Source organism: Massilia sp. X63, assembly GCF_041023745.1.
Taxonomy (GTDB): domain Bacteria; phylum Pseudomonadota; class Gammaproteobacteria; order Burkholderiales; family Burkholderiaceae_D; genus Telluria.
Map to the genome: position 1 here is coordinate 190888 of NZ_JBFTEF010000008.1, position 12651 is coordinate 203538.

The following is a 12651-nucleotide window of genomic DNA, read 5'->3' on the forward strand; positions in this document are numbered from 1 at the left end:
CAGCCGCCTTGTCCTCTTGTTAAAACAGCTCGTTCTTCGCGATGCCCGCGAAGGCCTCGAAGTACTCGGGGAAGGTCTTGGCGACGCATTTCGGATCGTTGATGCGCATCGCATTGCCCCTGCGCGCCGCGCCGTCGAGCGACGCCAGCGAGAAGCACATCGCCATCCGGTGGTCGTCGTAGGTGTCGATGGTGGCAGGCTTGAGCTGCTCCGGCGGGGTGATGCGGATGTAGTCCGGCCCCTCCTCCACCTCGGCTCCCACCTTGCGCAGTTCATGCGCCATCGCGGCCAGGCGGTCGGTTTCCTTCACGCGCCAGCTGGCGATGTTGCGCAGCGTGCTCGGACCGTCCGCGTACAGCGCGGCCACGGCAATGGTCATTGCGGCATCGGGGATGTGGTTGAAGTCGGCGTCGATGGCCTTCAGGACGCCGTTCGAACGGGCCTCGATCCAGTTCTCGCCGCGCGTCACGATGGCGCCCATGCGCTCGAGCGCGTCGGCGAAGCGCACGTCGCCCTGGATGCTGTTCTCGCCCACACCTTCCACCCGCACCGGGCCGCCGGCGATCGCGCCGGCGGCCAGGAAGTAGGAAGCCGACGAGGCATCGCCTTCCACGTGGATGCTGCCCGGCGACGTGTAGCGCTGGCCCGGATGCACGGTGAACGAGGCCCAGCCGTTCTGCTCGACGGTGACGCCGAAGCGGCGCATCAGGTTCAGGGTGATCTCGATGTAGGGCTTGGAAATCAGCTCGCCGACCACGTCGATCGATACCGCGTGGCTAGTCGCCATCAAGGGCGCCGCCATCAGGAGCGCGGTCAGGAACTGGCTCGACACGTTGCCGCGCACGGCGATGCGGTTGGCCGTGATATGGCCGCGGCGGATGCGCAGCGGGGGGAAGCCCTGCTCGCCGGTGTACTCGATCTGGGCGCCGACTTCGTTCAGCGCATCGACCAGGTCGCCGATCGGGCGCTCGTGCATGCGCGAGACGCCGTGCAAGGTGTAGTCGCCGCCGATCACGGCCAGCGCCGCCGTCAGCGGGCGGATCGCGGTGCCGGCATTGCCCATGAACAGGTCGGCCTCGTGGACCGGCAGCACGCCGCCGTTGCCATGCACGACCACGGTGCGCTCGTCGACTTCGTCCCACTTGATGCCGAGCGAGCGCAGCGCGCCCAGCATCACCATGGTGTCGTCCGAGGCCAGCAGGTCGTGGATCGTGGTCGTGCCCTCGGACAGCGCCGCCAGCAGCAGCGTGCGGTTCGAGATGCTCTTGGAGCCCGGCAGGCGCACCGATCCTTCCACGTGGATCACGGGCTCGAGGTCGATGTGCTGGGGGTAGTGTTTGGACTGGGTCATTCGGTATCCTGGTGTTGCGGGGGCGGCGAGCCGGCTTCGATCGCCTCGATCCATGCCTGCCTCGCGCGCTGCGCGTTGGCGAAGACGGTTTCGAGGCCGCGTCCATCGGCGGCGGCGAGCTGCGCCCGCAATGTAGTCAATTGTGCCAGATATGCATCCAGCTCGGTGAGCAGGGCCTCCCGGTTGGCCAGGCAGATGTCGCGCCACATTTCGGGCGAGGAGCCGGCAATCCGGGTGAAGTCGCGGAATCCGCTGGCGGCATACTGGAACAGCATGCCGGCATGCGGCTTGGCGGCGATGTCGTCGACCAGCGCGTAGGCCAGCAGGTGCGGCAGGTGGCTGACGGCGGCGAACACGCGGTCGTGGTCCTCGGGACTCAGGCGATGGATCAGCGAACCGCAGTGGCGCCAGGCGTTGGCCACCTGCTCCACCATGCCGGGTTCATTCTCCGGCAGCGGCGTGAGCACGGTCTTCTTGCCGCGATAGAGCTCGGCGCGGGCGGCGTCCGGTCCGTTCGACTCGCTGCCGGCGATCGGGTGGCCCGGCACGAACTGGCGCACGCGCCCGCCCAGGGCCGCGCGCGCCGCCGCCACCACGTCGCACTTGGTGCTGCCGGCGTCGGTGATGACGGTGTGCGGCTCCAGGTGCGGCAGCAGCGCGGCGAGGATGGTCCCGGTCTGCCCGACCGGCGCCGCCAGCAGCACCATGTCGGCGCCGCGCATGGCCTGCGCCGGGCTGGCGCAGACTTCGTCGACGATGCCCAGTTCGAGCGCGCGCGCCATCGCTTGCGGCTCACGGCCCAGGCCCGCGACGGTGCGTACGGCGCCGGCCTGTTTCAGGGCCAGCGCGAAGGAGCCGCCGATCAGGCCGACGCCGACGACGACGAGGCGGTCAATCATTCAGCCGATGACCTTTTTCAGCGCCGCGATGAAGGCGGCATTCTCTTCCGGCAGGCCGATCGAGATGCGCAGCCACTGGGGCAGGCCGTAGTTGCCGACCGGGCGCACGATCACGCCCTGCTTGAGCAGCGCCAGGTTGACGCGCGCGCCGGCCTGGTCGTCCTCGCCCACCTTCACCAGCACGAAGTTGCCGAACGAAGGCACGTACTGCAGGCCCAGTTCGTCGAAGGCGGCGGTCAGCTGCCGGTAGCCCTCGGTGTTGTTCTGTGCGCCCTTCGCCAGGAATTCCTTGTCGTTGAGCGCGGCGATGGCGGCGGCCTGGGCCAGCGAATTGACGTTGAAGGGCTGGCGGATGCGGTTCATCAGGTCGGTCACCGCCGGCTGGGCGATGGCGAAGCCCACGCGCAGGCCGGCCAGGCCGTAGGCCTTGGAGAAGGTGCGCGAGACGATCAGGTTCGGGTACTTGCGCACCCACTGGCTCGATTCGAACTGGTGCTCGGGCGCCAGGTATTCGTTGTAGGCCTCGTCCAGCACCACGACCACGTTGCTCGGCACTTTTTGCAGGAAGGCTTCGATTTCATCGGCCGGGATGAAGGTGCCGGTCGGGTTGTTCGGATTGGCGACAAAGACCAGGCGGGTGTCCGCCTCGATGGCAGCGGCCATCGCGTCGAGGTCGTGACCGTAATCCTTGGCCGGGACCACGATCGCGCGGCCGCCCACGCCCTGGGTGGCCAGCGCGTACACGGCGAACGAGTACTGCGCATACACGACCGACTCGCCCTTCTGCACGAAGGCGTGCGCGGCGATTTCCAGGATGTCGTTGCTGCCGTTGCCCAGGGTGATCCACTCGGCCGGCACGTCGTAGCGTGCGGACAGGGCGGCCTTTAGTTCGAAGCCGTTGGCGTCCGGGTAACGGCCAAGGTCGGCGGCAGCCTGCGCCATCGCGGCGCGGCTCGATTCGGGCACGCCGAACGGGTTTTCATTGGAGGCGAGCTTGACGATCTTGGCTTCGTCGAGGCCGAACTCACGGGCGACTTCAGCGATGGGTTTGCCGGCCTGGTAAGGGGCGATGGCGCGGACGTAATCTGGACCGAATTGCGACATGGGGATTCTCGAAAGTTTGAAAAGATTGAAGTCAGAGGCTCTGGGGATAGGAACCCAGCACCTTGAAGAATGCGGCGTTGTCCTTCAGCTCCTCGAGGGCGCGGGCGACGGCGGCATCGCTGACGTGGCCCTCGATGTCGACGTAGAAGTAGTACTCCCAGGTGCCGATGCGCGCCGGGCGCGACTCGAAACGGGTCATCGACACGCCGTGCTTCGCCAGCGGCGCCAGCAGGCTGTAGACGGCGCCGGCCTTGTTCGGCACGGCCAGCACGATCGAGGTGTGGTCGCGGCCGGACGGGCCGGTTTCGAGGCTGCCGATCACGGCGAAACGGGTGCGGTTGTGCGGGTCGTCCTGGATGTGGGCCTGCACCACGCCGAGCTGGTACTGCTCGCCCGCCATCTCGCTGGCGATCGCCGCCACGCTCGGGTCCCGGCTGGCCATGATCGCCGCCTCGGCATTCGAGGCCACCGCGCGGCGTTCGATGCCGGAATGGTGCAGGTTGAGCCAGACCTGGCACTGGGCCAGCGCCTGCGAATGCGCGCACACGACGGTCACGCCGTCCATGCTGCCGGTTTTCGTCATCAGGCTGTGATGGACCGGGATCGAGATCTCGCCGCTGATCACGGTGGTGGTGGCCAGCATCAGGTCGAGGGTGCGGTTGATCGCGCCTTCGGACGAGTTCTCGACCGGGACCACGCCGAAGTCGGCGGTGCCGGCCTCGGTGGCGCGGAACACCTCGTCGATCGAGACGCAGGGCAGCGTCTCGATGGCGCTGCCGAACTGCTGGTACACGGCCTGCTCGCTGAAGGTGCCGGACGGGCCCAGATAGGCCACCGTCACGCGCTTTTCCAGCGCCCGGCAGGACGACATGATCTCGCGGAAGATGGTCTGGACGTCGCGGTCCTTCAGCGGACCGGGGTTGCGCTCGGCGACGCCGCGCAGCACCTGCGCTTCGCGTTCGGGGCGGAACACCGGGGCGTTGGTTTCGGCCTTGACGTGGCCGACTTCCTGGGCAATCTGGCCGCGCCGGCTCAGGAGGTCGAGGATTTGCGCGTCGATCGCGTCGATCTGCTCGCGCAGGGGGAGAAGTTTGTCGTTCATCGTTAGCTCGTATTATTTCCGTAGGGCGGGCGGGTTTCCCGCCCACGCGTCCAACGGACCGTGAACAATTTACACGAGTCGCGTCTCACCGCGTGGGGTGTTCCGGTCCAGTGGACCGGAACACGAGAGCCGTCCACCCTACGAACATCGGGTACCTTTGATTTACCGGCCCGCGAATTCGTTCAAATAATCGACGAGGGCCTGCACACCCTCGAGCGGCATCGCGTTGTAGATCGATGCGCGCATGCCGCCGACGGACTTGTGGCCCTTCAGTTGCAGCAGCCCGCGCGCCTTCGCGCCGGCCAGGAATTTGTCGTTCAGGGATTCGTCGCGCAGGAAGAACGGTACGTTCATGCGCGAACGGTATGCGGGAGCGACGCGGTTCTGGTAGAAGTCGTCGGCGTCCAGCGCCGCGTACAGCAGGCGCGCTTTTTCGATATTACGCTGTTCCATCGCCGCGATCCCGCCCTGCTTCTTGAGGTGGGCGAACACCAGCCCGGCGATGTAGATCGCGTAGGTCGGCGGCGTGTTGAACATGGATTCATGCTCGGCCACGGTCTTGAAGTGAAAGGCCGAGGGGCAGATCGGCAGTGCGTCTTCCAGCAGGTCGTCGCGCACGATCACCAGGGTCAGGCCGGCCGGGCCGATGTTCTTCTGCGCGCCGGCGAAGATCAGGCCGTATTTCGACACGTCGATCACCCGCGACAGGATGTGCGAGGACATGTCGGCCACGATCGGCACCTTGGGCAGCGAATCGGGCACGAAGTTGTATTCGACGCCGTCGATGGTTTCGTTGGTGCAGATGTGCAGGTAGGCCGCGTGCGAGGTCAGGCGCCAGGTTTCCTGCGCCGGCACCGCCGTGAAGCCGCTCGCTTCGCTGCTGGCGGCGATGTTGACGTTGGCGTAGCGCTTGGCTTCCTTGATCGACTTGCCTGACCACGAACCGGTATGCACGAAGTCGATCGTCGCCGGCTGCGGGCAGCAGCCCACCAGGTTCATCGGGATGATGGCGTTCTGGCCGAGTCCCCCGCCCTGCATGAACAGGATCTTGTAGTTCGGCGGCACCGCCAGCAGTTCGCGCAGGTCGGCTTCGGCCTGCTTGTAGATGGAGATGAATTCCGGACCGCGGTGGCTCATCTCCATGACCGACATGCCGCTGCCGTGCCAGTCGAGCATTTCGCTGGCGGCCTGCTGCAGCACTTCTTTCGGGAGGACGGCCGGGCCGGCCGAAAAATTGAATACCTGGGTCGTCATGCGGTCCTTTCTGCGCTGTTACGGTTTTTGCACTTCCTGCGCCATGTCCTGCATCAGCTTGCCCACACGCGGCATCATCACCCGCTGGCCGATCGCCATGCCTTCGGCCGCCAGTGTCGGCGATATCGCCATCATCTTGCGGCCCACCGGGCTCTGGTAGAAAGCGGTGAGCTGCCTGATTTCGGCCACGGTATAGTGGTTGGCGTACAGCGGCACCATTTCATCGATCATTGCATCGATCAGGGTCGGATCGTCGAGGAGGTTGCCGATCGACTGGGAGATGCGCGGCAGCGACTGCTCGACCTTCGCGACCGCTTCCTGCTTCTGCTGCGCGTCGAGCTTGGGGTCGGCCTGGATCACGCCGACCAGTTGCTGGCGCATCATGGCAGGCATGGCTTGCCGCATTTGCGCATACATGGCAGCCATGTTCTTGCGCATTTCCATCGCGTCGAACATGGCGTTGACGGCGGCGGTCGCCTGCGGGTCCGCGCCTGGCGCGGCCAGGGCAAACGATGGAAAGGCTGCGACAGCAGCAGCAGCGCTCAGGGCGAGGACGAACTTCTTCATGCGGTCTTCCAGAAAAACGGGCCGCGCGAAGGCGGCCCGTCCAGTACGTTATTGCGGCGCCTGTTCGAGCTCGACCTCTTCCAGGTCGGTCTCGACGATGCGCTGCAGGCCGGACAGCTTGGTGCCGTCCTCCACCGCGATCAGGGTCACGCCCTGGGTCGCGCGGCCCATCTCGCGGATCTCGGCCACCCGGGTGCGGATCAGCACGCCGCCGGTCGTGATCAGCATGATCTCGTCGGTGGCGTCGACCAGGGTCGCGGCCACCACCTTGCCGTTCCGCTCGGTGGTCTGGATCGCGATCATGCCCTTGGTGCCGCGGCCATGGCGGGTGTACTCCGTGATCGGGGTACGCTTGCCGAAGCCGTTCTCGGTGGCCGTGAGCACCGACTGCTGCTCGTTCTCGGCCACCAGCAGGGCGATGACCTGCTGGCCCTCTTCCAGGTTCATGCCGCGCACGCCGCGCGCGGTACGGCCCATCGGACGCACGTCGTTCTCGTCGAAGCGCACCGCCTTGCCGCCATCCGAGAACAGCATCACGTCGTGCTGGCCGTCGGTCAGTGCGGCGCCCACCAGCACGTCGCCATCGTCGAGGTCGACCGCGATGATGCCGGCCTTGCGCGGGTTGCTGAAGTCCTTCAGCGGGGTCTTCTTGACGGTGCCCAGCGAGGTCGCCATGAACACGTAGTGGTCTTCCGGGAAGGTCCGGTTCTCGCCCGACAGCGGCAGGATCACGGTGATCTTCTCGCCGTCCTGCAGCGGGAACATGTTGACGATCGGCTTGCCGCGCGAGTTGCGCGAGCCCTGCGGCACTTCCCACACCTTCAGCCAGTACATCCGGCCGCGGTTCGAGAAGCACAGCATGTAGTCGTGGGTATTGGCGATGAACAGCTGGTCGATCCAGTCCTCGTCCTTGGTCGCCATCGCCTGCTTGCCGCGGCCGCCGCGCTTCTGGGCGCGGTATTCACCGATCGGCTGCGACTTCATGTAGCCCGTGTGCGACAGCGTGACCACCATGTCCTGCGGGGTGATCAGGTCTTCGGTTTCCAGGTCGCTGGCATTGTGTTCGATGGCCGAGCGGCGCTGATCCTTGCCGTTCTCGGTGTAGTCCGACTTGATCTGCGCCATCTCGTCGCTGATGATGGTCGTGACGCGTTCCGGCTTGGCCAGGATGTCGAGCAGGTCGGCGATGTGGTCCATCACTTCCTTGTACTCGTTGATGATCTTGTCCTGCTCCAGGCCGGTCAGGCGCTGCAGGCGCATCTGCAGGATTTCCTGGGCCTGCTCGTCGGACAGCTTGTACAGGCCGTCCTGCTGCATGCCGTAGTGCTTCGGCAGGTGCTCCGGACGGAAGGCCTCGATGCCGCCGGACGCCCCCATCTCGGTGCGGTTCAGCATTTCGCGCACCAGGGACGAATCCCAGGCGCGCTGCATCAGCTCGACCTTGGCGATCGGCGGCGTCGGCGCGGCCTTGATGATCGCGATGAAGTCGTCGATGTTGGCCAGCGCAACGGCCAGGCCTTCCAGCATGTGGCCGCGCTCGCGCGCCTTGCGCAGCTCGAACACGGTGCGGCGGGTGACCACTTCGCGGCGGTGCGACAGGAAGCACTCGAGCATCTGCTTGAGGTTCAGCAGCTTCGGCTGGCCGTTGACCAGCGCCACCATGTTCATGCCGAAGGTGTCCTGCAGCTGGGTCTGCTTGTACAGGTTGTTCAGCACCACTTCCGGCACTTCGCCACGCTTCAGTTCGATGACCACGCGCATGCCCGACTTGTCGGACTCGTCGCGGATGTCGCTGATGCCTTCGAGTTTCTTGTCGCGCACGTTCTCGGCGATCCGCTCGAGCAGCGACTTCTTATTTACCTGGTAGGGCAGTTCGTCGATGATGATCGCGACGCGGCCGCCGTCCTTGCCGTATTCCTCGAAGTGGGTCTTGGCGCGCATCACCACGCGGCCGCGGCCGGTGCGATAACCGTCGCGCACGCCCGAGACGCCATAGATGATGCCGGCGGTCGGGAAGTCCGGCGCCGGGATCAGCTCGATCAGTTCGTCGATCGTGCAGTCCGGGTTCTTCAGCAGGTGCTGGGCGCCGTTGATGACTTCCGACAGGTTGTGCGGCGGAATGTTGGTGGCCATGCCCACCGCGATGCCGGACGAACCGTTGATCAGGAGGTTCGGAATACGGGTCGGCAGGACGGTCGGTTCCTTTTCCTTGCCGTCGTAGTTCGGCTGGTAGTCGACCGTGTCCTTGTCGATGTCGGCCAGCAGTTCGCTCGAGATGCGGTCCAGGCGGCACTCGGTATAACGCATTGCCGCGGCCGAGTCGCCGTCGATCGAGCCGAAGTTGCCCTGCCCGTCCACCAGGGTGTAGCGCAGCGAGAAGTCCTGCGCCATGCGCACCAGGGTGTCGTAGATCGACGAGTCGCCGTGCGGGTGGTACTTACCCATGGTGTCGCCGACCACGCGCGCGCACTTCACGTAGGGGCGGCTGTGGGTCGTATTACTTTCGTGCATCGAGTACAGCACGCGGCGGTGCACCGGCTTCAGACCGTCCCGCACGTCCGGCAGAGCACGGCCCACGATCACGCTCATCGCGTAATCGAGGTAGCTCTTGCGCATTTCTTCTTCGAGGGAAATGGGAACTGTTTCTTTTGCGAATTGATCCATTGGGCGGGTCGACTGCTTTCAGGCTAATGGTTATAGAGGGACCTCGAAAAACCGTCGCGAGCGGCCGCAGCGTCGGCTGAGAAGCGCAGCTGTACGAGATGTACAGCGAGCATCGCAAACCGACGGGGCAACGCGCAGCAGGTTTTCCGAGCTTCCCTTGACTGCAACGGATGATTCTACCATGGGCCACTTAGCGACAGCACAAAACCGTTTTCCGGGGCGGACAGTTCCAGCATTGTCGATGTCGGCCGAGTTCGCTTGCCCCAATGTTGCAACAAAACAACGTAGAGATAGAATCAACAATGTTTGATTTAGGTGCAGTCGTGCGATTCTGGTGCATGTGGCAAAATGGACAGGAAAATAATTGATTGTTTCACAATGCGAAACTGATAGCCCTGGGCCGCGTGTTAATCTCTTGACCACAAAGCCCCGTTCCGTTTCGCATGGTATCTACCCGAAAGGAAAAAAGAACATGAATAAACTGGCAACCCTCATGCTCGCTGCTTCGGCTGCGATCGCGGGCAACGCTTTTGCCCAGAGCGATGCGCCGTATGCGCCGCTGACCACCGACATCCAGGCCCGTACGCCATACAGCGCCTATGTGCAGGACAGCCGCGGCGTGATCGCCCGCAATCCTTTCGGCCTGTGCTGGCGCACCGGTTACTGGACCCCGGCCGACGCGGTCCCGGGCTGCGACGCGCCGCTGTGCGTGGCGCCAGAGAAGCTGGAAAATGGCAAGTGCGTCGCCCCGCCACCGCCGCCGGTGGTCGAGCCGGCGCCTGCTCCGGCACCTGCCCCGACCCCTGCTCCGGCCCCGGTCCCGACCTCCGAAAAAGTCTCCTACTCGGCTGACGCGTTCTTCGATTTCGACAAGGCCGTCCTGAAGCCGGCCGGCAAGGCATCGCTGGACGAGCTGGTGTCGAAGCTCGGCGACATGAACCTGGAAGTCATCATCGCCGTCGGCCATACCGACTCGATCGGCACCGATGCCTACAACCAGAAACTGTCGGTCCGCCGCGCCGAAGCCGTCAAGGCTTACCTGAAGGGCAAGGGCGTGGAAGAAAACCGCATCTACACCGAAGGCAAGGGCGAGAAGCAGCCTGAAGCCGACAACAAGACGTCAAGCGGCCGCGCCAAGAACCGCCGCGTCGAAATCGAAGTCGTCGGTACCCGCACCGTCAACAAGTAATCGCGAGATTGCTGAACGAAACCCCGCTGCGGCGGGGTTTTTTTCGTTTTCGCCGTTGGATCCCGGCCTCGCCGGGATGACGTCGATTGCGTTTACTGCGAGCGCGTGGACCGTCGTACGCCCCACCGGGGCCGACGACTTCCGGCGCAGGCCGGAACCCGGGTTCGCTCGCAAGCCCGTACATATTTTCCGTGCGGCACTCCGTGAACATCACCATTTCCAGTATTATCCCGAGTATGAATACGAACGCAGACCCATTAGAAATCCAGAAATTCAGCGAGCTGGCCCACCGCTGGTGGGACCCGACTTCCGAATTCCGTCCGCTGCACGAAATCAACCCGCTGCGCCTCGAGTGGATCAACGCCCGCGCGCCGCTGCTGGGCAAGAAGGTGATCGACATCGGCTGCGGCGGCGGCGTGCTGTCCGAAGCCATGGCGCGCAAGGGCGCCAAGGTGACCGGCATCGACCTGTCCAAGAAGGCGCTGAAAGTGGCCGACCTGCACAGCCTGGAATCGGGCGTGGAGGTGCGCTACAAGCACGTCTCGGCCGAAGAGATGGCCGCCGAAGAGCCCGGCCAGTTCGACGTGGTCACCTGCATGGAGATGCTCGAGCACGTGCCGGACCCGGCCTCGATCGTGCAGGCCGCCGCCACCCTGGTGAAACCGGGCGGCCACGTGTTCTTCTCCACGCTCAACCGCAACCCGAAGTCCTACCTGTTCGCCGTCATCGGCGCCGAATACGTCCTGCGCATGCTGCCGCGCGGCACCCACGACTACGCCAAGTTCATCACGCCGGCCGAACTGTCGCAATTCGCGCGTCTTGCTGGATTACAAGTCGACGGCCTGAAAGGCCTGACTTACAATCCGCTGACCAAGATTTACTCGCTCAACAACGACACCGATGTGAACTACATGGTGGCGTGCAGCAAGCCGCTCTGACCCTCGTCCTTCTTTTCCCATGATCCTCCCGACCGTCCTGCCGGCACCGCGTGCCATCCTGTTCGACCTCGATGGCACCCTGGCCGACACCGCGCCCGACCTCGCGGCCGCCGTCAACTGGCTGCGTACCGAGCGCGGCCTGCCGCCGACCCCGTATTCGGTGCTGCGCCCCACCGCCTCCGCCGGTGCGCGCGGCATGATCGGCGCCGCCTTCGGCCTGGCGCCGGGCGACGAGGGTTACGAGGAACTGCGCTTGCAGTGGTTCGACCGCTACCAGGAAACCATGGCGGTGCACAGCTCGCTGTTCGGCGGCGTCACCGAACTGCTGGTGGGCATCGAGCAGGCCGGCATGGCCTGGGGCATCGTCACCAACAAGCCGGCGCGCTTCACCGATCCCCTGATTCCGCAGATCGGCCTGTCGCATGCGGGCTGCGTGGTGTCGGGCGACACCACCGGCTTCTCCAAGCCCCACCCGGCCCCGCTGCTGGAAGGCGCGCGCCGCCTGGGCGTGGACCCGACCCATTGCTGGTACGTGGGCGACGACAAGCGCGACGTCGAAGCCGGCCACGCCGCCGGCATGGTGACGGTGGCCTGCAACTGGGGCTACTGCGGCGCCATCGAACCCTCGACCTGGGGCGCCGACTACCTGCTCGACACCCCGACCGACCTGCTGCAGACCCTGCGCACCGTGGTCGAAAGCGCACGCGCGACCGCGGCGGCTGCCTGAGCCACATCCCCTCCAGGCGGGCAGATTTGCCCGCCGGAGTGCCGGCCACTTACACACTTACAAGTCCTTACGATTGATACAGGCTTCCGTCTAGTTCTGTACCGTGCTCGCCGGTAATCTACTCCCATACGACAACAACACGTCACTTACGGAGCAGAACATGGAAACCACCCGCCTCAACCGCATTCATCCCCTGATGGCCGCTGCCGCCGTGTCGGTGGTGCTTGTCAGCCTGACCGGCGCCGCCGCGATCACCGGCCTGCTGCCGAACTCGAACAGCGCGCCGAGCGCCCCGTCCGCCCAGCTCGCAGCCGCCGCACCGTATGGCGCACAACAGCAGCCGGGCATGGTGCCCGTGACTACCGCCCAGGGCCAGGTCGTGATGGTGCCGGCCGCCGCAGTCCAGGGTCAAGTCGCTGCCTTGCCCTTGTCGGCCACCCCGGTGACGCCGCAACTGGCCACCCAGCTGGCAGCCGGTCCGGCGCCGCAAATGGCCATGCCGGTCGCCTACGCCCAGCCGGCCGTCCAGCCCGCACCGGCTCCGGAGCGCGTCGTGGTCAAGGAAGTGATCCGTGAAAAGCCGGTGGTCAAGGTGGTCGAGAAAACCCGCGTGGTACACGCCAAGCCGAGCGAGCCGCGCTACTACCCGCAGCCGGCGCCTGCCCCGGCACCGGCCCAGCCGAACTATGTCGGCATCGGCACCGGCGCCGTGATCGGCGGCCTGATCGGCAACCAGATCGGCGGCGGCAACGGCAAGAAACTCGCCACCGTGGCCGGCATCATCGGCGGCGGCATGCTCGGCAACGAGATCGCCAACCGCAACCGCTAAGCTTCACAGCTTCATCGAAAACCGCAG

11 protein-coding genes are annotated in these 12651 nt (G+C 65.3%); 4 read left to right on the forward strand and 7 right to left on the reverse strand.

Going from position 1 to position 12651, the window contains the following annotated elements:
- Nucleotides 1-19: 19 nt before the first annotated feature.
- The 7 genes from aroA to gyrA all read right to left on the reverse strand — a co-directional run bounded on the left by aroA (nucleotide 20) and on the right by gyrA (nucleotide 8941).
- Nucleotides 20-1351, reverse strand: coding sequence for a 3-phosphoshikimate 1-carboxyvinyltransferase (aroA, locus tag AB3347_RS17245; RefSeq protein ID WP_369093016.1), 1332 nt, complete (start codon nucleotides 1349-1351; stop codon nucleotides 20-22).
- Nucleotides 1348-2250 (reverse strand): prephenate dehydrogenase, encoded by a 903-nt coding sequence (locus AB3347_RS17250; protein WP_369093017.1) that lies wholly within the window; start codon nucleotides 2248-2250, stop codon nucleotides 1348-1350. The genes aroA and AB3347_RS17250 overlap by 4 nt, the downstream gene beginning before the upstream one ends.
- Nucleotides 2251-3354, reverse strand: a complete 1104-nt coding sequence (gene hisC / locus AB3347_RS17255; RefSeq protein ID WP_369093018.1) for a histidinol-phosphate transaminase — start codon at nucleotides 3352-3354, stop codon at nucleotides 2251-2253. It lies immediately after the preceding gene.
- Nucleotides 3355-3385: 31 nt separating this feature from the next.
- A complete protein-coding gene (gene pheA, locus AB3347_RS17260) occupies nucleotides 3386-4456 on the reverse strand; it encodes a prephenate dehydratase (RefSeq protein ID WP_369093019.1) in 1071 nt (356 codons plus the stop codon).
- Nucleotides 4457-4618: 162 nt separating this feature from the next.
- Nucleotides 4619-5710, reverse strand: a complete 1092-nt coding sequence (gene serC, locus AB3347_RS17265; RefSeq protein ID WP_369093020.1) for a 3-phosphoserine/phosphohydroxythreonine transaminase — start codon at nucleotides 5708-5710, stop codon at nucleotides 4619-4621.
- Between the two features lie 18 nt (nucleotides 5711-5728).
- Nucleotides 5729-6277, reverse strand: a complete 549-nt coding sequence (locus AB3347_RS17270) for a DUF2059 domain-containing protein (protein WP_369093021.1) — start codon at nucleotides 6275-6277, stop codon at nucleotides 5729-5731.
- 48 nt (nucleotides 6278-6325) lie between these two features.
- A complete protein-coding gene (gyrA, locus tag AB3347_RS17275; protein WP_369093022.1) occupies nucleotides 6326-8941 on the reverse strand; it encodes a DNA gyrase subunit A in 2616 nt (871 codons plus the stop codon).
- Between the two features lie 472 nt (nucleotides 8942-9413).
- Here gyrA and ompA point away from each other — a divergent pair, with 472 nt between their 5' ends.
- From ompA to AB3347_RS17295, 4 genes are all read left to right on the forward strand, one after another.
- On the forward strand, nucleotides 9414-10130 hold the full coding sequence (ompA, locus tag AB3347_RS17280) for an outer membrane protein OmpA (protein WP_369093023.1): 717 nt from the start codon (nucleotides 9414-9416) through the stop codon (nucleotides 10128-10130).
- A gap of 236 nt (nucleotides 10131-10366) precedes the next feature.
- The gene (gene ubiG, locus AB3347_RS17285; RefSeq protein WP_369093024.1) at nucleotides 10367-11068 is read left to right on the forward strand and encodes a bifunctional 2-polyprenyl-6-hydroxyphenol methylase/3-demethylubiquinol 3-O-methyltransferase UbiG; all 702 of its coding nucleotides are present in this window, start codon (nucleotides 10367-10369) and stop codon (nucleotides 11066-11068) included.
- Nucleotides 11069-11087: 19 nt separating this feature from the next.
- Nucleotides 11088-11795 (forward strand): HAD family hydrolase, encoded by a 708-nt coding sequence (locus AB3347_RS17290; RefSeq protein ID WP_369093025.1) that lies wholly within the window; start codon nucleotides 11088-11090, stop codon nucleotides 11793-11795.
- Between the two features lie 160 nt (nucleotides 11796-11955).
- Nucleotides 11956-12624: a glycine zipper 2TM domain-containing protein gene (locus AB3347_RS17295; protein WP_369093026.1), complete on the forward strand. Its 669-nt coding sequence runs from the start codon at nucleotides 11956-11958 to the stop codon at nucleotides 12622-12624.
- Nucleotides 12625-12651 lie beyond the last annotated feature (27 nt).